Below are 20727 nucleotides of genomic sequence, written 5' to 3'. Positions count from 1 at the left end.
TAGCGTTATACGGGTATGAAGACACATTGCGATTATTTAGCTCACTGTTTTGTTAGATTTTAATATCAGTAAGATATTGAAATTACAAAAGTGAATACGTTATTGCCTGCATTCATTATCAGACGCTTAGCCCAAGCGCAGCGAATACACCAATGTTAATGCTTTATACGCTTAGAGAACACATTATGATAAACGTTGAATAAAGTGATGATATAACTCAGATAAATTTGGAGTTATAGGCTTGCTAAGATGTCAGCTGAAGCGGTTCGAACATGTGATAGTCAATAGCAAATGAGTTAAGAGCAGCATGTCCCCTGCCCTTAACTCTCTTTAATCGTTGACGTTAGTTAAACACTATACGTCGTAAGTAGTCGAGGCTGTATCCCCACCACGTCCAGTCCAATTGGTGTGGAAAAACTCACCTCTTGGCTTGTCTGTGCGCTCATATGTGTGGGCACCGAAATAGTCGCGTTGTGCTTGCAACAAATTCGCTGGCAGACGCGCAGTTCTAAACCCATCGAAATAAGTTAACGCAGAGCTTAAGCAAGGAATGGCAATACCATTCATTACAGCAGTGCCAACCACATTCCTCCACCCTGCTTGAGCAGATTCAACTGTGTCTTTGAAATAAGGCGTAAGCAATAAGTTTTCCAGCTTAGGATCGGTATCATAAGCCTCTTTTATTTTGCCTAAGAACGCAGAGCGGATAATACAACCGCCACGCCACATTAGCGCGATACCACCATAGTTAAGCTCCCAGCCGAACTCTTTCGCTGCTTCTTGCATTAGCATATAACCCTGAGCATAGGATACGATTTTAGCGGCAAGTACTGCCTGGCGAAGGTTTTCGATGAAGGCTTCTTTATCACCGGTGAAGTTAACCTCAGGCCCAGTCACTACCTTTGATGCTTCTACACGTTGCTCTTTTTTCGCAGAAATACAACGAGCGAATACAGAATCGGCGATTAACGTCAACGGAACGCCCAAGTCGAGAGCGGTTACCCCAGTCCATTTACCTGTGCCCTTTTGCCCTGCTGTATCGAGGATTTTTTCAACAAGAGGTTCTCCATCTTCATCTTTGAAGGCAAAGATGTCTTTGGTGATGTCGATAAGGTAACTGTCTAGTTCGGTTGTATTCCAATGCGCAAATACTTTTTGGATTTCATCAGAGTTTAAGCCAAGTACTACTTTCATTAACTGATAGGCTTCGCAGATGAGTTGCATGTCACCGTATTCAATGCCGTTGTGCACCATTTTAACGAAATGACCGGCGCCAGCATCGCCGACCCAATCACAGCAAGGAACAACTTCGTTACCATCTTCATCAGCCACTTTGGCTGAAATCGCTTGGAAAATATCCTTCACTAATGGCCACGCTTTTTTAGAGCCGCCAGGCATAATAGAAGGACCTTTTAATGCACCCTCTTCACCACCAGACACGCCTGTACCGATATACAATAAGCCTTTGCTCTCTAAATATTCGGTTCTGCGATTTGAATCTGGGAAGTGAGTGTTGCCACCGTCAATGATGATGTCGCCTTCGTCAAGAAAAGGAATAAGCTGTTCGATAAAATCATCTACGGCTTGACCTGCTTTAACCATCAACATCACTTTACGTGGAGTGGCAAGAGATTCCACTAAGGATTGTACGCTATCTGCACCGCGGATATTTTTACCTTTAGCGCGCCCACCAATAAATTTTTCAACCTTTGAATAACTTCTGTTATAGGCAGTTACAGTGAAACCTTTTGATTCCATATTAAGGATCAAATTCTCACCCATTACGGCTAAACCGACTAAACCGATGTCCGACTTGCTTTTCATTTCACATTCCTTAATAACGTGTACTGAGTAAAAAAACGCATACCAATATAGCTAAAAACAAAGGCATGGCTAATAAATCTGATTGGCTTATAAACAATGCTTGTTTACTGGGGGCAAAAGCGTAATTTATCAAGCTCGACTTTCGCTCTATGCCCAGTGAATTCAGTGTTTCGATGAGTAACCATGTAATTTGAACAATCTCTCATCACCGAACGACGTTTTATTCGACAACTTGGTGACAACCAACCCGCCGAGGTCATCATCAACATAAGATGGTTTCTGGTTATCTTACTAGGCTACGGATGACGAGTATGACATTTACTGCTGTTACGACGCCAGTTACATGGGCGAAAAAGTTATCTTAACGTTAAAATTAGCCCGTAAATGATCATCTTAAGCACTATTTTTCCGCTATTTTTGTATCAAACCCTATCAACTGTATTTATATACAGTTAACATGGGCTGATTCGTAAACGTTGCTTACTACTACTTCATGTCAATTATATTTATGCCGTTATTTCCTCACGCTGAACAACTTGATGTGGGGGTTGCTTATATTAATCAACAGGTGATGGACTTCGATCTGTCGATAAAGGACGCCGCCTACAGTTACGAGTTAGCCATTGAGTATTTAAGTGAGAACCGTTTTAACGCTAATAATTTCAAGTCAATCCGTAGTGAACTAAATCTGCTGTTTAATTGGGCTTGGCGGGTGAAACAGCTTTCCATTGCTCAAATAGACAGGGTGCAATTACGTAAGTTTGTGGACTTTTGTAATCAACCGCCATCAGAACTTATCACCCATGCGTCATATCCGTTCTTTATAGCGCGCAAGCAAGACGGCGCAATTGAGCCTAATCCGAAATGGCGGCCGTTCGTATTGCGAGACGCAGCAAGCTATGTGCGAAAAACATCTACCTTAAAAGCACAGCTGTCTTTATTAAGCGGGTTCTTTTTATTTTTAAGCGACATGGAATACTGCGATAAGAACCCAGCGGCGGTGTTGTTGCGAAGGCTGAACGTAAATAACACGCATGTTATCGAGTCATCTGATGATGAAAAAGCATTGAGTGAATTACAATGGCGGAGTGTCTGGCAGCAGGTTAATCATCTTGCGGATAGCCAACCAGAAAAACACCAACGCACCCGCCTGCTTTTCGCCATGCTGTATCTGCTCTATCCGAGGGTGTCTGAAATAGCGGCTAGGCCTGGCTATACGCCTATGATGAGCAGCTTTATAAGGCACAGAAGCGGACATTGGGTGTTTAAAATTCCACGTAGTAAAGGCGGAAAGAGCCGTATGATCCCCTGCCCCGATGAATTAATTCGATGCTTGAGTCAGTATCGACGTTATCTAGGACTCAGTGATTTACCTTTACCTAATGAACAAGTGCCGTTGTTTGTGCGCCACAAAGCCGGTACCCATGGGCGAGAAGCGGGTATTCTCAATGCTCAACTAGGGATAGAGTCTATACGTAGTATTGTGAGAACTGTCTTTGATTCAACTGCCGACTTTTTAGAGAAAACGGCGCCTCAAGAAGCCTATGAGTTACGAGATTTCAGTGTGCACTCTTTACGTCATACCGGCATTACAACTTCGATTGCAGCAGGCACCCCATTACAAGTAGTCATGAAAAATGCAGGACACGCGGACCTATCAACGCTTTCTATTTATATCTCGACTGATATACAACAACAAGCTGAGGCCACCGTGCCCCGAATATTGTAATACTTATATAGGCGCATTACTTTTCCTACAATTTAGGTAAGTGTAAGCCTGTAAGAGCGCAGGCTTACCTATATTTACGCGTTTAGATGTGTTGTATACAATTATTCATCCAGTGAATAAGCAATGACATAATCTCCTGGAGGTGTTTCCATAAAATGATGCCCGGCGGCAACAATAACTAAATAACTCTTACCCTTCTCTCGATACATCATAGGGTTAGCTTGCCCACCCGCAGGTAATACGTCTTGCCAAACCGTTTCCCCTGTATTGATATCAATAGCTCGGATCAAGTTATCGGTCGCTGCCGCTATAAAAATTAAGCCACTTTTGGTGACGACACTACCTCCGTTATTGGGTGTGCCTATGGTTAACGGTAAGCCCGAGGCAATGCCAAATGGACCGTTATTACGGGCTGTACCGAGGGGGCGATCCCATAACGTGGTACCGTCTTCCAAATTAATAGCTCTTATTCCGCCGTACGGAGGCTGTTTGCATAATAATCCAGTAAAAGGCAAGCGCCATCCGGCATTAACATCAACCGCGTAAGGTGTGCCCTGTTGCGGGTCCCCAGCGCCTTCTGCTCCACCATCGTCGTGTTCCATCTCATCTCTTGGCTTCCAACCTCGCTCATTTGCTTCTTCGCGGCTAACGAGTCTGTTGTAGTTGGGCATGTCATTATAATTCGCAATTAACACTCCTCTTGATGGGTCAATTGCTACGCTTCCCCAGTCAGAGCCTCCATTGTAACCGGGGTACTCAATCCAGTGTTGTTTGGTAGTGGGCGGCGTATAAATGCCCTGGTAACTGGCTTTTTGGAATTGAATGCGGCAAGCCAACTGGTCAAACATTGTAACGCCCCACATGTCACGAGCGGTAAGATCGGGTTTACGCAGTGTGTGAAATGTTGAAAATGGTTGAGTCTCAGAGCGAGTTTCTGGCACGACTCCGCCCGTTGGAACCTCTCGCTCTTCAACCCCTGTGAGCGCTTCGCCTGTTTCTCGATTCAATATGTAAATATCACCTTGCTTACTTGTCAACACCAACGCAGGGACTTGACCATCTTTAGTTGGATAGTCAATAAGGCTAACCTGTGAGCCTAAATCATAATCCCATACGTCTTTGTGAACTGTTTGAAATGACCAAGCAGGTTTGCCTGTGTTCACATCCATGGCTACGAGAGACGTTGCATATTTAAGCTCTGCTGCAGTGCGTGAACCACTCCAATAATCCGCTGATGAATTACCCATGGGTAAATAAGCCAACCCTAAATCATTGTCACCAGTGGCAGACGTCCACATATTTGGTGTACCTCGGGTATAAGTTTCGCCTTTTGGGGGTAACTTAGATATGTTTGGCTTAACCATATCCCAAGCCCAAAGAAGTTCTCCAGTTTGTACATCAAAACCTTTTATAACACCCGACGGAGCGTATCGTTTTTGACCGTCAAGTACTTGATGTCCAGTAATAATAACTCCTTTTACAATGACTGGGACGCCAGTAATAGCGACAAATCCGCTAGGTGTTTTACCCATGTACTCCTTGATATCAACCTCACCTTGGTTGCCAAAGTCAATGCAGGGTTTACCGGTTTGTGCATCTACTTCTACTATCCTTCCATCTAATGTGCCACTAACAATTCTCTCGCTACAGGCAAGCGCATTAAGCTTTAAGGCGTTTTTACTGGCGGTGCTTTTATGGTTTATGTCAGTTTGCTCCTGAGCCGAGCTGTTCACCGCTTTATAGTACGCTACGCCACGACAGGCTGCCGTGTAGGGTATGTCTTTATCTGCTACTTCAGGATCATAGCGCCATATCTGCTTACCCGTTTGAGCATCTAGCGCGACAAGCTGGTTTCTGGCTGTACATAAATACAATTTATCATCAATTTTAATGGGCGTCGTTTCAGCCCCATAGCGCTTTAACGGTATATCCTTTGTCCTATACTGCCATGCTCGTTTAAGAGACGAGACATTCTCCGGGGTAATATCAGTCACGGGAGAGTAACGACTGGCATTATTGTCTCGGCCATAAACTGGCCAGTCATCTGAGTCAATATCACTGATACCATTGTTGGTACCCAACTTGATTAAGCTACTTCCTACTTGAGGGGGCGTTGCATTATGCGTCCAGTTTGTTGGGACAAACGCCATGCTAAACGCAGCGATAAAAATAACGGCAAAAGCGCCCGAGAGAGATAGACTAGCGCGTTTTGAGAAACCTAAGTTAGGAAGTAATAACGCCAGGATAAATCCGAGTGCGACTATTACCCCCATTCTAGGTACCCAACGCCAATAGTCTAAGGCTGATTCCCACATCGTCCAACCGAGGGTGCCAAAAAAGAGCAGTATAAATATCCATAGTCCTGAGCGTCGCTTAAAGTAGATTAAGACACTACTGAACAATAAAGCGATACCTGCAATGGCGTAATAATATGATCCACCTTCTGACATTAACCACAGTCCGCCTATTGCCAGATATAGTCCGATCAGAAAGCTTATCACTGAATATATTCGTAACGACCAATTAGAAATGCGTTGACGTAAGGAGGAAGGCATTTGGCGGTTTCCTTTTTAAGTAGAGTACAAGAATGATTTGATAGAAGACACTGACTAAATTAGAGGGTGTATTTGCCGTTAAAACAGCGCAAACCTCATGCCTAAACAGCACCACTTCTCTGGGATAATGCAAGACGTGCACCACCAACAACGATGGGAATATCAGATGTTTAAGCCTAGAGCCCCCACTTCAAATGAAATTATTTCAAAGCGGGTGCAATAAATTCCAATGATAGTCCACGTGCTAGAGGTACTAGAATGGGGCTGCAAAGAACTGATATTAGGCTTAACTATTTAATTGTCTAACCGATACGCGTTCAATATCTAGCTTTGAAAATTAACACCTGATATTCAGAAATATTAATCATTTGGTTGTTGTCGCTGTGTTCATGTGCACCGTCAGCGAATGTGAATTCACACGGGTCATGGTAACCATTGTTCCAATTGAAAATACATTGCCACTTTCGATTATCGAAGTCGGCTAATATATAGTGGTCTAATCGTTGATTTTTAAAATTAATAACCACTAATAGCGTTTCGTCGCCTTCGTTAACTTGGCCATTAATGTCATCTTCATTGTTTACATTTTTATCCCTAGTGTACGCTAATACTTTATTGTCGTGATCCATGTGGGTGATATTGAGTTCATCACCATGCAGAGATGGATGATGTACGCGCAAGGATACTAATGTTGTGTACGCTTGATGAAGCTGAGGAAATTGGTCTTTTCTAGCCCAATCAATAGGGTCTTTATCATCAAACCATAAATCCTCAAGTAGCTCTTGGCCTTGGAACAACATTGGGATCCCTGGGGCGGTCAGCGTAAGCGCAGCACCTATAGCAGAGCGCTGACGTGCAAAATAATCTTTGTCGACGTTCCCCGGGGCGATTTCTTCCGCCAGCCTTGCACTGCCATTAGCGACCTCGTCATGAGATTCAACATACACAACTCGACTTAATGAATCACCGGAGTATTGCCTAGTTAATGCTTTTTCTACTAGGTTTAAATCTCGGCTATCATCTTCAGGTTGTGTTAGTACATCTCTTATTGGATGAACAAAGTCTGCATCCCACTGCGCGGTATACCCTAAACCACCGTGTTTAGTTTTATCAGTGACAAAATCGTTTCCATGCAGATCCTCAGCTACGACAATTTTACCAGGGTGGTGACTTGCAATTTCGCTATTTAACCAGCGAATTAAATCATATGCTTCTTCAATTGCATCATCCGGATGCTCAGAGCCACTGACTGAGCGCATGTAGGGGATCATGTCCATGCGCAATCCATCTAGACGAAACTCTTCAAGCCACATCATTGCGTTGTCGTATATGTACTGGCGTACTTCTGGTCGACCGTAATCAGGCCTTGTGTCACCCCATGGAGTATCACTGCGCCAATCGTTATAAAAGTAGATCCCACCTTTATTATTTTCAGACCATCCATCAAATTGCCATAGATGAAGGTCGCTTGGTCCAAAATGGTTGTAAACCACATCAAGCACAACAGCGATCCCCCTAGCGTGAGCCTCGCGTACCAAATCTTTTAAACCATCAGGGCCGCCGTAAGCTTCCTCCACCGCAAATGGGTATGCGGGGTTGTAACCCCAACTGAAGTCACCCGCAAATTCATTTACCGGCATAACTTCAATACAGTTAATGCCTAGTTGTACGAGGTAGTCTAACTTTTCGATGGTGCTTTTAAAGGTACCGGGCTCATTCGGTTCGCCGTTCTCACCGATAGCTTTGCAATTAAACGTTCCTATGTGAAGTTCATAAATAACAAGAGCGCTTTTGTCTGGCATTTGAAATGTTTTTTCGGGCCACTGGTAATCGTCATCATAGACGACTGATGCGCCCACACTGTTCGTTAATAATCGTGCTCTAGGGTCGTTGCGTTTAAGCACATCACCAGATTGCGTGGTAATACTAAATTGGTATTTTTGATGATTCTTTAACAGGGGAATTTGACCAGTCCATATTCCATCATTTTCAAGTGTAAGAGCAACGCCCTTTTCACTCCAATCATCAAATTCACCCCGCATGGCTACGGCTTTGGCGTTGGGCGCCCACAGCGCGACTTCATAGCCTTTATCTAATTTGAATAATCCCATGGATGCAATACGTTCTTTTGACATTGAAGGTCTCGGTAAATGAAGTAGAAGAACTATGCACTAAGCGGAATACGCGCCAACTTGGTGGACTTTTAGCTTGTGAAATATATTAGCGGTTGGCTTATTGATTTTGTTGGTCTTATTTAACGCCTACCCCTTCCAACATAATACTTACAGTAAATCTCTTAAATAGTTAAAACTAAATTCTGATGAGTAAAATTTTCACTGAAAGGGTAATTTTTTCGTCTATCAATACCCGAGTAATTTGCTTTTTTTGTCAGCAAGACACGCTGAACAGCTTTAATTTGGGATGGGTCGAACCGCGTGTTTACAAATATGTTCGAAGGTACAAGTTTTGCAACGCTCTTAATATCGAATAAACATCCATTTTGTTTTAAGAGGATGGATAAGCTAAAAGGAAATTGTGATGAGCCAAGAAATCAGAGGTAAAATAAGCGCCATTTATGGCGACGAGATGGCTGCCAAAAATGCAGCATCAGCAGTGATGGGTGCCACAGGTCTATCACACAATGAGGTGAGTATTGTTGCGCCTCATGATCCACATTTTGATGATAAATTAGAAAACGACGATAAAAAAGTCGGACTGTTTATGCTCAAGGCCCACATGGGGTTCGCCCTTTGTGGTGTGGTATTAGGCGTGTTTTGTGGAGTACTGTTAGGATTTTATGGACCTGTTTATACTCAAACCAGCCCAGCGTTGACCGTCATTGCGTTAGCCATTCTAGGCTTTTTTGTTGGCCTGATGATCGCTGGATTGGCTTCGCTAAGACCCGACCAGGATGCAGTCGTTAATCAAACTCGTGAAGCGACTTCAGCCGGAAAATGGATCGTCGTGGTGAACAGCCCCTCTCATGAAAAGACCGAAAAAGGATATGAAGTTCTTAATACCTCAGCGGAGTCAATATCAACGAGTTTATAATAGAGAGCCAAGAGATAAACGCAGTTATTTATCGAAATTGCTGTGAACGCAGACCAGACATCAAAGGTTTAGTCTTGATGGCGAGCAGCGCATACAATTGATGTAACGATGCCTCACATCATGCGGCATCATTAAATCAAATAGACAACCTATGACTAGGCGGTTCTGGGGATATTAAACAAGGTATAAAAGTTGTGAGTGGTGGCTTTTGCCAGTTCGTCAACGGAAATCCCTTTGAGCTGAGCAATGAATTCTCCCACTTCTCGAACGTAACCGGGCTGGTTTTGCTTACCTCGATACGGAACAGGGGCGAGCCAAGGCGAGTCTGTTTCAATCAGTAGGCTCTCTAATGGAATTTTTTTAACCACTTCTTGTAATGCTTGGGCACTCTTGAATGTGACGATCCCTGAAATAGAAATGTAAAACCCTAATTCTATAGCCGCTTGTGCCATTTCCCAGTCTTCCGTAAAGCAGTGCAGCACACCGCGCGTGTGAGGCGCTTTGTGCTCTTTCAATAAGGATATAGTATCGTGACGAGCATCTCGCGTATGAACGATTAAAGGCTTATTCAGCTCATTGGCTACTTTTATATGATCGACAAAAGATGTTAACTGCACGTCTTTGGTATCTGCACTGTAAAAATAGTCCAAGCCTGTTTCACCTATCGCGACGATATTCTCGGACTTGGCCATAGTGAGTAACTCTTCATAAGTGCAAGCCTCATCTTGGTGAAGTGGGTGTACGCCACAGGATGCTGAAACATTATTAAAAGGTTTAATGGATTTCATCATGGCTGGAAAGTCATTGACGGACACGCAAACACAAAGAAAATGCTCTACACCGCGTTGCTGTGCAAAATGGATGACTTCCTTTAAGGCTTGTGGGCTTTTATCTAATCGGTCTAAGTGACAATGCGAATCTACAAACAAAGAATATTCCTACTTTAAATCGTTAATCTAATACCAAGCAAATTACTGTCGTTAGGCCTTTTGTGCCATCGACTGCAATATATTAACAAGTACCAGGGTTTTATTAACGCCTGGGTTGCGCAATTGCTCGTTAGCGTTGACGCATCGCCCGTGCATCTGCCATAAGTGTTCCGTGTTTTTTTGGCCAGCTTTAAGTTCGTTTACAAGCCATACCTGTAACCACTTTACAATTGTTATGGCTTCATCTTGCCATTTCGCTGCCAGTGCGGCTGGGTCTGCCGTACCCACCTTCAAGTACCCTAGATTTTCAACCAGCTCTTGATAATTGACTTTGGGCGGTGTTTTTACATGCTCAATCAGTACTAAAGGAGACGTACCGTATAAACGCAACAAAGCTTCATCAACATTTGCATAGCCTTCATCTTTTAACCAAGTAATGCACTCTTGTTGAGTCGGGCTTGGTAACGCCACCTTCTCACAGCGACTCAAAATGGTCGGAAGTAAGCGCTCAGGATGACTACTTAATAACAGTAAGAAGGTATTGTTCGTTGGCTCTTCTAAGGTTTTTAACAATGCGTTGGCACTGGACTCTGTCATGGTGTGCGCGTCATGAATAACCAACACTTTAGCGCCTGAAAGTTGCGCAGAGCCTGAGAGTTTTTTAATTGCGTCGCGAATGGCGTCGACACCAATTTGCTTGTCAGAACGAATTTCATACAAATCCGGATGATTCCCTGCCGCTAACAACAAACATGACTGACAATGACCACAAGGACCTAAGTCTTCTTGCGGGAGAGAAGGTTTATTAGCACATAGTAGAAACTGCCCTAGTTGTTGTGCAATTTCCGTTATGCCTATGCCTTTTTCACCTTTTAGCAGTAACGCATGGTGCAAAGAGTATGCCGCTGCGCGCTGAGACAATTGCTGCAAAGATGCGTGTAACCAAGAATACACCTTATACCGCCAAAAACTGTTGCATGGCGTGTTGAATATCGTGATGCACTTGCTCGATTGACTGCATTGTATTGATGACAACACAGTTCTCATCTTGCTCTGCTAAACTAAGATAACGAGCACGAGTACGTTCAAAAAAGGATATATCAAGCTGCTCTATGCGGTCCAACTCGCCACGGCCTCTTGCTCGTGCTAATCCTATACTTGGTTCAACGTCTAAGTATAAGGTGAAATCAGGTACGAATCCCTTCAAGGTAATATCACGCAGAGGTTGAATCAATGTTTGGGGTATTTCTCGCCCTCCGCCTTGATAGGCTTGAGATGACATATCATGGCGATCGCCTAACACCCATGACCCTGACTTTAATGCGGGGTGAATAACATTGTGCAGTAGCTGAGCGCGGGCAGCATACATGAGTAACAGTTCAGCTTCTGTGGTTACCGTTTCGTTCTGCCAGTCTTTTTTAACACACTCACGAATGGCCTCAGCCATAGCTGTTCCACCTGGCTCTCGGGTGCAGGTTAAACTGTGCCCAGCTTGTTCTATGCAGGATTTTACGATATTCACTGCGGTGCTTTTACCTGCACCCTCTAATCCTTCAATGACAATAAATTTACCTGGGTGTATCAAACTTCATTTCCTTTACGCTCACTGTGGCGTGTTTATTAGATGTTCTTAAGTAGTATGCTTCAACCGAGTCAACGATTTAATTGGTATTGACGTACGGCCTGATTATGTTCTTGTAACGTTTCTGAAAAGTGATGACTGCCATCCCCTTTGGACACAAAATACAGCTCGTCAGTGGCTAACGGGTTAAGGGCTGCATTTATCGCTAGCTTGCTGGGCATGGCGATGGGGGTTGGGGTTAAACCTTTAATCACGTAAGTATTATAAGGTGTTGCTTGTCTTAAGTCTTTACGCCTGATATTACCGTCGAAATCTTCAATGCCATAAATAACAGTAGGATCGGTTTGTAGGCGCATGTTCAATCTTAGGCGATTAACAAAAACGCCTGCTATACGACTTCTCTCTTCGCTTAATGCGGTTTCTTTTTCAATGATGGACGCCATAATAAGCGCTTCGTATGGAGTTGCATAAGGCACATTTTGGTAGCGATTTTGCCATTGTAGTGCGAGTTCTTTTTGCATTGCGTTGTAAGCCCACTTTACTAGGGTAAATGCACTGGTACCTGCCACAAAGTGGTAGGTGTCGGGCATCAGCCATCCCTCCAAAGATTGGCCTTCTATATCGTGGCTAAAACTTTTTATATTTTCGCTAAAATCTTGACCCACCTTAACGTAGGGATGATTCGTAAGCTGCTTTTCCCAATCTTGCCACCTAAGGCCTTCTACCAGCGTGAGCGTGAATTGCTTCTCCTTACCACTGGCAATAAGTTGGAAAACATCGATACCGTTCATTCCTGGCGCGATCTCGTACGTGCCTGCTTTTACTTCGGCGATCTCCGGCATCATTTTAAGCATTACTTTAAGGCCGAATGTATCCTCAATCAGTGATTGTTCTTTCAGCTTCTTTAAAATGCTGTTAGAGAATTGACCTTTCTTAACAGTGAGTAAAAGTGGCTCATCAAGCGATAATGGTTTTTCTGCTTGCTGCTTTAGGTAATGCAAGCCTGTCATTAACGTAACAATCACTACGGTCATCAATAATGAGGACACTTTGATAACGTTGATTCTCAAAACTTCGTCCCTTGTTTTTTAATACTAATAATTCATTACTCCGTTCTGTAAATCCCGAGTTTTCTCACTTAAATAATATGCCCTGTGGCCATCACTAAACTCAATTGCTGATACAGGGACAATGCCCATCAAGCTATTACACACGAAAACCTCCGAGGCAGATTGTATGCTGTTGAGCCCTTCTCTGCACTGATGGATTGGTACCTGATTAGCCGATAAATATACCATTACTTGGTTACGCATAACGCCTTCAACGCCACTAAAATTAAGCGCAGGTGTATGCCATGCATTTTCGCCATACCAAAATACATTTCCCACCGAGGATTCAACAATGACATCATCAGTATCGAGAACCAAGCAATCTTGAAAGGCATCATTAGCTAATTCGTGCTTTATCAGTACTTGCTCTAAGCGGTTCAAATGTTTCAATCCCGCAAGCAATGGTTGTTTGGCTAACGTAATACTGCTGACATTTAGTTCGATACCCTTTCGTTGCCAGTCTTGGTAATGAGCAGGAAAAGAATGTTGGCTAACGATGTAAACAGGGGTATTAGCCCCCTCAGGGCTATAACCACGTCCACCGGAGCCTCGTGAAATTAACACCTTCAAAACACCAAGCGTTTGTTGTTTTGCGAGCTCCGATACATGTAGCGTTAATTCCCCCCAATTTATTGAAGAAATAAACAAGCGCTCACAGGTGGATTGTAACCGTGTTAAATGCGCGTCCCAATACTCAACCTTTCCGTCTTTAACTAACATGGTGGTGAAGCACCCATCGCCGTATTGGGTCGCTCTATCTGTGATATCGAGTTGTGTCGCGGATGAACCATTTACAATCATATGTGAGTCTTTGAATAAATCATGTCTTAGAATAAAGGGAGCAATCTGATGCAAAAAAGCCTGTAATAGCAATGATATTACAGGCTTCGTTTAGATACTATTCGCGCGTGATAAATTAGACTTTTTTAAATAGCAACGAACCATTAGTACCGCCAAATCCAAATGAATTACACAAGGCGTACTCCATTTTGATAGAGCGGGCTTCGTGTGCAACAAAATCGAGATCGCACCCTTCACCTGGATTGTCTAAGTTGATAGTCGGTGGTGCCACTTGGTCTTTCAACGCTAAGATAGTGAAAATAGCCTCCACTGCACCAGCGGCACCTAATAAATGACCGGTCATGGATTTCGTTGAGCTAACAAGTACCTTTTTGGCGCTGTCCTGAAAAATAGTTTTTACTGCGGCGACTTCTGCCACATCACCCGCCGGTGTCGATGTACCATGCGCGTTGATATAACCAACTTGGTCCGCATTCACTGAGGCGTCATTGAGTGCATTGTGCATTGCAGCTGCTGCACCTTCACCATTTTCAGGCGGTGATGTCATGTGATGAGCGTCACCACTCATGCCAAAACCAACAAGCTCAGCATAGATTTTTGCGCCGCGAGCCTTAGCTGATTCATACTCTTCTAGCATAACAACACCGGCACCCTCGCCCATAACAAAGCCGTCTCGGTGTTTGTCCCATGGGCGACTGGCTATTTGTGGGTTATCGTTACGAGTCGATAATGCTCTAGCAGCCGCAAAGCCACCTAAGCCCAATGGGCAAATAGACGCTTCCGCACCGCCAGCTAACATCGCATCTGCATCGCCATAAGCAATGGTACGTGCAGCGATCCCCATATTATGAACACCTGTAGTACAGGCAGTCACAATATTTAAATTAGGGCCTTTCAAACCTTCCATAATAGACAGGAAGCCTGAAATCATATTGGTGATGGTAGCTGGTACAAAAAAGGGCGAGATACGCTTAGGTCCAGAGTTAACTAATTTAGTATGATTTTCTTCAATCAAACTTAAACCGCCAATACCAGAGCCAATGGCTACGCCAACTCGAGATGCGTTCTTTTCAGTAATGGCTAAACCTGAGTCCACTAATGCTTGCTTTCCAGCCGCAATACCAAACTGGATAAACTTATCCATTTTCTTGGTTTCTTTTTTGGCGATGTAATCTTCAACGTTGAAGCCTTTCACTTCACCTGCGAAATGCGTGGTGTATTCAGATGCATCAAAAACCGTGATAGGGCCTATGCCACTTTTACCGCCGACGATATTCTGCCACGTGGAAGCATAATCATTGCCCACAGGAGAGAGTACGCCAAGACCGGTTACTACAACCCGACGTTTAGCCACTTTGGCCTCCGAACGTAATATAAATTTGGTGTATTAGATAAGAGAAACGGCTCAGAAAGAGCCGTTTTTAAAAACTGTTTACGCGTCTTTGTGAGCGTTAACGTAGTCAATTGCAGATTGAACTGTTGTAATTTTTTCTGCTTCTTCATCAGGAATTTCAGTATCGAATTCCTCTTCTAAAGCCATAACCAATTCAACTGTGTCTAGAGAATCCGCACCTAAATCATCAACAAACGAGGCTTCTGATTTTACTTCTTCTTCTTTAACACCAAGTTGTTCAATAATGATTTTTTTAACGCGTTCTTCGATGTCACTCATAATTCTAGTTTTCCCTTAAAAGTCGCTAGATATAAATTTCGAGTAGTGTATTCACCAACCCACCGCCTTGCAAGCAAGACATTGAAGTTTTTTACTGGTCGAACCACTAAAAACTATATAATAATCAACAAAAAATTAACAGGCAAGCAATGTTTTAACAACCTAGGTTATTAAATAAACATACTACCCCATATACATTCCACCGTTTACATGCAGGGTTTCGCCCGTTATGTATGCGGCGCTATTGCTAGCTAAAAAGCCAACCGCTGAGGCTACTTCTTGAACAGAGCCTAAACGATTTGCTGGAATATCTTTAAAAATGGCCTCGCGTTGGTCGTCATTCAGTGCCTTGGTCATATCAGTATCAATGAAACCTGGAGCAACTACATTGACGGTAATTCCCCGAGAAGCGACTTCACGTGCCATTGATTTAGTAAAACCAATGACGCCTGCTTTCGCTGCAGCATAGTTTGCTTGACCGGCATTACCTGAACTGCCAACAACAGAACCAATATTGATGATTCTACCACAACGTTTTTTCATCATGCCACGTAAAACTGCTTTAGACATGTTAAACACGGATGTGAGGTTGGTATTAATAATATCTTGCCATTCTTCATCTTTCATTCGCATGAGCAAGTTATCCCGGGTGATGCCGGCATTATTGACCAAAATATCGATCACACCAAACTGCTCTGCGATGTCAGATAACAAACGAGTCATCGATTCTGGCTCTGATACGTTGAGTACCATGCCTTTGCCATTGTCCGCTAAATATTCACTGATGGCGCTGGCGCCAGCTTCAGAGGTAGCAGTACCAATAACCGTCGCCCCATCATTCACTAATTGCTCAGCGATCGCTTTACCGATACCGCGGCTAGCACCCGTTACAAGTGCTATTTTTCCGTCTAATCCAGACATACATTATCTCTATATTATTGAATTGTTGACACTGTTTCTGCGTTGTTTACCGCATCACAGCTCAATGATTTATCTATGCGTTTTATCAAGCCAGTTAACACCTTACCTGGGCCAATTTCATGAATCTGACTTACACCTAAAGCGGACAGCTTCTGAACGGTTTCAGTCCAGCGCACTGGGTTATATAACTGGCGTAAAAGTGCAGATTTAATATCTTGTACGTTAGATTCAATAGCGACATCAACATTGTTTATCACCCCAATAGAAGGGGGAGTAAACTCGATAGTTTCAAACAGCTCAGCAAGTTTATCTGCTGCGGGTTTCATCAAAGCACAGTGAGAAGGTACACTTACAGCTAAAGGTAGAGCACGTTTTGCGCCCGCTTCTTTGCACAGTACAGCTGCTTTTTCGGCCGCTTCTGCATTACCTGCAATAACGATTTGGCCAGGTGAGTTAAAGTTTACCGCAGACACAATTTGCTGTGTTTCGTCTTGAGCTTGTTCGCAGGCTTGAATCACTTTAGCATCATCAAGCCCAATAATCGCATACATCGCCCCTACCCCTTCAGGGACAGCCTGTTGCATAAATTGGCCGCGCGCTTCTACTAATTTGATACCGTCTTCAAATGATAGAACACCCGCACACACAAGGGCTGAATATTCTCCCAAACTATGACCTGCAAGATAATGCGGCAAATTAGCGCTTTGTGATTTTAAAACTTGGAATATAGCGAAACTAGCAGCCAACAACGCAGGCTGAGTCACTTGCGTTTGTCCTAATGTTTGACCACTGTCGTTTTGCACTACGTCCCAAAGGTCGTAACCTAAGACTTTGCTTGCCCGACCAAATGTTTCTTCTACTAGCGGATGATTAGCCGCTAAGTCTTTCAACATGCCCACTGTTTGTGAACCCTGACCTGGGAACACCCACGCGCGTTTTGACATAAAACTTCCTTTCATTTACTCACTAAAATAATAGTTATAACCATAACAATGATGCTGGTATTTAATATCGCACTAAAGCAGACGCCCAGGCAAAACCACCACCAAAGGCTTCTAATAGGAGGTTTTGCCCTCGTTTGATACGCCCGTCTCGAACTGCTTCATCTAACGCCGTAGGGACCGTCGCCGCTGACGTATTACCATATCGCTCAAGTGTCATAACCACTTGATCAAGCGACATATCTAATTTCTTGGCCGTGGCTTTGATTATTCGGAAATTAGCTTGGTGAGGAACGAGCCAATCTAAATCAGATTTTTGCATATTATTGGCGGCTAAGGTTTCTTCAACGATTTCACTTAACTTTGTCACAGCAACGCGGAATACTTCATTGCCTTTCATGGTTCCCCAGTTTTCATGGATAGATAGCTCATCCCCACGAGTGGGGTTACCAATGGCCAATAAATCACCATATGACCCCGCAGCATGGATATGGGTGGATAATATACCAGGCTCTTCGCTCGCTTCGATAATCGTTGCACCTGCAGCGTCACCAAATAAAATCACCATAGTGCGGTCTTCAGGGCTGATCATACGACTCAGGCAATCAGTTCCTACGACCAAAATACGTTTTGCCATGCCTGATTTAATGTATTGATCAGCCACGCTTAAAGCATAGCAATACCCTGCGCAGGCGGCTGCAACGTCAAATGCGGGAATGCCATCGATGTCTAACGCTTTTTGGATCTCGCACGCCGTGCTAGGTAGAGAGTGGCGTCCGCTGGTTGTGGCACACACAATCATGTCTAATGATTTGGCGTCTATTCCAGCTGCTTCTAGCGCTTTTTTACTCGCCTCAAAGCCCATCGTGGCCGCGGTTTCATGCTCCCCGATAATGCGGCGCTCTTTGATACCTGTGCGATCTGTTATCCATTCGTCTGAAGTATCTACCATGAGGGATAAGTCGGCGTTGGTGCGCACGTCGCTTGGATAATAACTACCAGTACCAATTATTCTAGAATTCATTTATTACGATCGCTCCATCAAGAGGTTTTCTATCTTATCTTTAATTTTTGTGGGAACTTGCCTTTCGGCTTCTTGAACCGCTTCGCGGATCGCATACAAAAAAGCCTCATCCGAGGCATTTCCGTGGCTTTTGACCACAATTCCGCGCAATCCTATCAGACTCGCACCGTTATACTGGTCGGGGTTCACTCGCAAATAAAGACGACGTAATAGGGGCATGGCCAGCTTTGCCATGATTTTACTCAATATATTTCGCTTAGCATCCCGCTTTACTTGCTCTATCAATAACTTAACCAGTCCTTCGCAAGATTTCAAAGCGATGTTTCCCGAGAAACCGTCGGTTACAATGACATCAGCAATATCGTTAAATATATCGTCACCTTCAACGAAACCAATATAGTTTATGTGGTCGCTAGCGGCTAATAATTGACTTGCCTCTTTGATATTCGCAGGGCCTTTAATTTGCTCTACCCCTACGTTTAAAATAGCCACTCTCGGGCGCTCAATTCCTGCAATTTGCTCAGCTAATACAGACCCCATAACTGCATTTTGTAGCAATGTTTGTGCGTCGCTTTGTACCGTCGCGCCTAAATCTAAAAGATAGACTTTGCGACCCTTAGCAGTGGGTAAACTTGATACCAAAGCAGGACGGTTGACACCTGAGAGGGTCTTAAGTTGAGAGCATGCCATTGCCAGCAAAGCGCCGGTATTACCGGCACTTACACACGCATCCGCTTGTCCATTGTGAACCTGCTTAATGGCACAGGCCATAGACGAGTCTTTTTTATGTCGAAGTGCCGTAACAGGATTGTCATCCATCAAAACCTGTTGGTTACAATGAACTATTGAATATCGATTAGATAAGGAAGCGGAGTGCTGGTTTAACCAAGATGTAATAACACCTTCGTCTCCGCAAAAGACTAAATTAAGGTAGGGGAATTCATTCAGTGCTTTTAAAGCAGCAGATAGAATAATATGGGGGCCGTTATCGCCCCCCATAATATCTAACGCTAAGGTTAGATGACGCAAAGTTATCTCAAATTATAGTGAGAGAACTTTTTTGCCTTTGTAGTAACCATCAGCTGTAACGTGATGACGAACGTGCGTCTCACCTGATGTTGAATCTACAGACATAGTCGCAGTTCCCAACGCATCATGCGAACGACGCATGCCACGCTTAGAACGAGTTTTACGATTCTTTTGTACTGCCATTAGTTTGCTCCTAGTCTCGCTTAAGTTCTTTCAAAACCGCGAACGGGTTTGGACGTTCATCGACCGGTTCAATTTTTCCGAACGTCATGTCCTCTGCTTTAATGTCACAATCCTCCTCTGCATGAAGGGCGACAATGGGCAAAGAGATGATCATTTCGTCTTCAAAAATTTGAAGTAAATTGACTTCTCCGTGGTCATTGACCTCTACCGGGTCGTAAATATCCGGTAACTCATCGGCCTTTTCATCATCAAGTCCCTGCACAGGACTGAAACAAAACGACACATCTAAAGGATGAGTAAAAACACCATTACATCTTTGACAGACAAGTGATGTTTCACAACGAATTTGACCTTCGAAGTATGAAAGACCCTGCTCGTCTTTTAAAAACTTCACTTCGATATCAACTTCGTCGTCTACGCCAGCAACTGTACTTAGCAATCTCGGCATATCAGCCGTTAACATTACCCCCTGATATTCAGAGCGTTTTGTCGCACTTTTGATTGGATCGAGTTGTTTAGGTAATTTTACTTTCTGCATAGCGCGCGCATCATAAAGGCTGAAAAGGGTTTAGTCAAAGAAAATATAATCTTAAGTCCTATGTAAATTAAGCAATTTATGCTTTTATGTCGGCCGTCAATAATAATACAGGTCGTCGAATTGATGAAACTAATTCTTGCTTCAACCTCCCCTTATCGAGAAAACATTCTTAAAAAGCTGTTCATCCCTTTTTCATGTGTTTCACCCAGCGTGGATGAAACGCCGATGAATAATGAATCTGCTAACAATTTAGTGGCGCGATTGGCACGAGAAAAAGCATTATCTGTAGGAGAAGCTGAAAAAGGTCTTATTATAGGCTCTGATCAAGTGGCTTGTATCGACGGTGTTATTCTCGGTAAACCTGGTAATAAGCTTAAGGCATTTGACCAACTTACACAGCTAAGCGGAAATACCGTTACTTTTTTTACCGGATTATCTTTACTTGATAGCACAACATATCGTCAGGAAACGATTGTTGAAACATTTGGTGTAACATTTAAATCACTCAGTGCTAAACAAATTAATCGATATCTGGAACTTGAAGAGCCTTATGATTGTGCCGGTAGTTTTAAAAGCGAAGATTTGGGAATAGCGTTATTTTCGTCATTAGATGGTCGCGACCCTAATACCCTTATTGGCCTACCCCTAATTGCACTAGTGGCGATGCTAGAAAGGTTTGAATTTGATGTTTTTGAGCATATGCAATAGATGAAACGTCCTTTAATTGCCCGGTTAAGCGACGTCTCTTAAAAGAACAAATGAATAGCTAATTCGCTAAAGATTATCGAGCATGCTAGATAATTGCTTGCGCCAGTGGACAATTTGCACACCTGAATCCC

Annotated in this window: 19 protein-coding genes; 3 read left to right on the top strand and 16 right to left on the bottom strand. The window is 43.5% G+C overall.

Annotated features, from left to right (window positions below; all coding sequences use genetic code 11):
• Window positions 1-354: 354 nt before the first annotated feature.
• Window positions 355-1824 carry a decarboxylating NADP(+)-dependent phosphogluconate dehydrogenase gene (gene gnd / locus GMES_RS16465; protein WP_006993883.1) on the bottom strand — a complete coding sequence of 490 codons (1470 nt, stop codon included), beginning with the start codon at window positions 1822-1824 and terminating at the stop codon, window positions 355-357.
• 493 nt (window positions 1825-2317) lie between these two features.
• Between gnd and GMES_RS16460 the strand changes: the two genes are divergently transcribed.
• Window positions 2318-3553 (top strand): tyrosine-type recombinase/integrase, encoded by a 1236-nt coding sequence (locus GMES_RS16460; RefSeq protein ID WP_006993881.1) that lies wholly within the window; start codon window positions 2318-2320, stop codon window positions 3551-3553.
• A 101-nt stretch (window positions 3554-3654) separates the two neighbouring features.
• Here the strand turns inward: GMES_RS16460 and GMES_RS16455 are convergent, their stop codons facing one another.
• Window positions 3655-6003, bottom strand: a complete 2349-nt coding sequence (locus tag GMES_RS16455) for a membrane-bound PQQ-dependent dehydrogenase, glucose/quinate/shikimate family (protein WP_006993880.1) — start codon at window positions 6001-6003, stop codon at window positions 3655-3657.
• 422 nt (window positions 6004-6425) lie between these two features.
• Window positions 6426-8243, bottom strand: coding sequence for an alpha-amylase family glycosyl hydrolase (locus tag GMES_RS16450; RefSeq protein WP_006993878.1), 1818 nt, complete (start codon window positions 8241-8243; stop codon window positions 6426-6428).
• Between the two features lie 403 nt (window positions 8244-8646).
• Between GMES_RS16450 and GMES_RS16445 the strand changes: the two genes are divergently transcribed.
• Window positions 8647-9159: a hypothetical protein gene (locus GMES_RS16445; protein ID WP_006993877.1), complete on the top strand. Its 513-nt coding sequence runs from the start codon at window positions 8647-8649 to the stop codon at window positions 9157-9159.
• A gap of 155 nt (window positions 9160-9314) precedes the next feature.
• Here GMES_RS16445 and GMES_RS16440 read toward each other — a convergent pair whose 3' ends face one another.
• The 13 genes from GMES_RS16440 to yceD all read right to left on the bottom strand — a co-directional run bounded on the left by GMES_RS16440 (window position 9315) and on the right by yceD (window position 19888).
• A complete protein-coding gene (locus GMES_RS16440; protein WP_006993876.1) occupies window positions 9315-10088 on the bottom strand; it encodes a TatD family hydrolase in 774 nt (257 codons plus the stop codon).
• A gap of 51 nt (window positions 10089-10139) precedes the next feature.
• Window positions 10140-11042, bottom strand: a complete 903-nt coding sequence (gene holB, locus GMES_RS16435; RefSeq protein ID WP_006993875.1) for a DNA polymerase III subunit delta' — start codon at window positions 11040-11042, stop codon at window positions 10140-10142.
• Between the two features lies 1 nt (window position 11043).
• Complete coding sequence (gene tmk, locus GMES_RS16430) at window positions 11044-11673, bottom strand: dTMP kinase (RefSeq protein ID WP_006993874.1); 630 nt, start codon at window positions 11671-11673, stop codon at window positions 11044-11046.
• Between the two features lie 68 nt (window positions 11674-11741).
• Complete coding sequence (mltG, locus tag GMES_RS16425; protein ID WP_083879624.1) at window positions 11742-12740, bottom strand: endolytic transglycosylase MltG; 999 nt, start codon at window positions 12738-12740, stop codon at window positions 11742-11744.
• A 24-nt stretch (window positions 12741-12764) separates the two neighbouring features.
• Entirely contained in the window at window positions 12765-13580 is an 816-nt protein-coding gene (gene pabC, locus GMES_RS16420; protein WP_006993872.1) for an aminodeoxychorismate lyase, read from the bottom strand.
• Between the two features lie 115 nt (window positions 13581-13695).
• Window positions 13696-14934, bottom strand: coding sequence for a beta-ketoacyl-ACP synthase II (gene fabF, locus GMES_RS16415; RefSeq protein ID WP_006993871.1), 1239 nt, complete (start codon window positions 14932-14934; stop codon window positions 13696-13698).
• Between the two features lie 78 nt (window positions 14935-15012).
• The gene (gene acpP, locus GMES_RS16410; RefSeq protein ID WP_006993870.1) at window positions 15013-15252 is read right to left on the bottom strand and encodes an acyl carrier protein; all 240 of its coding nucleotides are present in this window, start codon (window positions 15250-15252) and stop codon (window positions 15013-15015) included.
• A 183-nt stretch (window positions 15253-15435) separates the two neighbouring features.
• Complete coding sequence (gene fabG, locus GMES_RS16405; protein WP_006993869.1) at window positions 15436-16173, bottom strand: 3-oxoacyl-ACP reductase FabG; 738 nt, start codon at window positions 16171-16173, stop codon at window positions 15436-15438.
• Between the two features lie 14 nt (window positions 16174-16187).
• On the bottom strand, window positions 16188-17117 hold the full coding sequence (gene fabD, locus GMES_RS16400; RefSeq protein ID WP_006993868.1) for an ACP S-malonyltransferase: 930 nt from the start codon (window positions 17115-17117) through the stop codon (window positions 16188-16190).
• A 61-nt stretch (window positions 17118-17178) separates the two neighbouring features.
• Window positions 17179-18138, bottom strand: a complete 960-nt coding sequence (locus tag GMES_RS16395; RefSeq protein ID WP_006993867.1) for a beta-ketoacyl-ACP synthase III — start codon at window positions 18136-18138, stop codon at window positions 17179-17181.
• Window positions 18139-18141: 3 nt separating this feature from the next.
• Entirely contained in the window at window positions 18142-19167 is a 1026-nt protein-coding gene (gene plsX, locus GMES_RS16390; protein WP_006993866.1) for a phosphate acyltransferase PlsX, read from the bottom strand.
• 12 nt (window positions 19168-19179) lie between these two features.
• Entirely contained in the window at window positions 19180-19350 is a 171-nt protein-coding gene (gene rpmF / locus GMES_RS16385) for a 50S ribosomal protein L32 (RefSeq protein ID WP_011574931.1), read from the bottom strand.
• A gap of 10 nt (window positions 19351-19360) precedes the next feature.
• Complete coding sequence (gene yceD, locus GMES_RS16380) at window positions 19361-19888, bottom strand: 23S rRNA accumulation protein YceD (protein WP_006993865.1); 528 nt, start codon at window positions 19886-19888, stop codon at window positions 19361-19363.
• Between the two features lie 123 nt (window positions 19889-20011).
• On the opposite strand from yceD, the gene GMES_RS16375 reads away from it, so the two are divergent.
• On the top strand, window positions 20012-20596 hold the full coding sequence (locus GMES_RS16375) for a Maf family protein (protein WP_006993864.1): 585 nt from the start codon (window positions 20012-20014) through the stop codon (window positions 20594-20596).
• The last annotated feature ends 131 nt before the right edge of the window (window positions 20597-20727 follow it).

It is taken from the genome of Paraglaciecola mesophila KMM 241, from assembly GCF_000315015.1.
Classification (GTDB): Bacteria; Pseudomonadota; Gammaproteobacteria; order Enterobacterales; family Alteromonadaceae; genus Paraglaciecola; species Paraglaciecola mesophila.
This window is presented reverse-complemented; position numbering and strand designations above follow the sequence as displayed.

What these genes read in the sequence shown, in the direction of transcription:
- GMES_RS16395 (WP_006993867.1), bottom strand. Translation starts at nt 18,138, where the DNA reads ATGAATTCTAGAATAATTGGTACTGGTAGTTATTATCCAAGCGACGTG.
- fabD (WP_006993868.1), bottom strand. Translation starts at nt 17,117, where the DNA reads ATGTCAAAACGCGCGTGGGTGTTCCCAGGTCAGGGTTCACAAACAGTG.
- GMES_RS16450 (WP_006993878.1), bottom strand. Translation starts at nt 8,243, where the DNA reads ATGTCAAAAGAACGTATTGCATCCATGGGATTATTCAAATTAGATAAA.
- pabC (WP_006993872.1), bottom strand. Translation starts at nt 13,580, where the DNA reads ATGATTGTAAATGGTTCATCCGCGACACAACTCGATATCACAGATAGA.
- fabG (WP_006993869.1), bottom strand. Translation starts at nt 16,173, where the DNA reads ATGTCTGGATTAGACGGAAAAATAGCACTTGTAACGGGTGCTAGCCGC.
- GMES_RS16460 (WP_006993881.1), top strand. Translation starts at nt 2,318, where the DNA reads ATGTCAATTATATTTATGCCGTTATTTCCTCACGCTGAACAACTTGAT.
- GMES_RS16375 (WP_006993864.1), top strand. Translation starts at nt 20,012, where the DNA reads ATGAAACTAATTCTTGCTTCAACCTCCCCTTATCGAGAAAACATTCTT.
- rpmF (WP_011574931.1), bottom strand. Translation starts at nt 19,350, where the DNA reads ATGGCAGTACAAAAGAATCGTAAAACTCGTTCTAAGCGTGGCATGCGT.
- gnd (WP_006993883.1), bottom strand. Translation starts at nt 1,824, where the DNA reads ATGAAAAGCAAGTCGGACATCGGTTTAGTCGGTTTAGCCGTAATGGGT.
- GMES_RS16455 (WP_006993880.1), bottom strand. Translation starts at nt 6,003, where the DNA reads ATGTCAGAAGGTGGATCATATTATTACGCCATTGCAGGTATCGCTTTA.
- GMES_RS16445 (WP_006993877.1), top strand. Translation starts at nt 8,647, where the DNA reads ATGAGCCAAGAAATCAGAGGTAAAATAAGCGCCATTTATGGCGACGAG.
- yceD (WP_006993865.1), bottom strand. Translation starts at nt 19,888, where the DNA reads ATGCAGAAAGTAAAATTACCTAAACAACTCGATCCAATCAAAAGTGCG.
- acpP (WP_006993870.1), bottom strand. Translation starts at nt 15,252, where the DNA reads ATGAGTGACATCGAAGAACGCGTTAAAAAAATCATTATTGAACAACTT.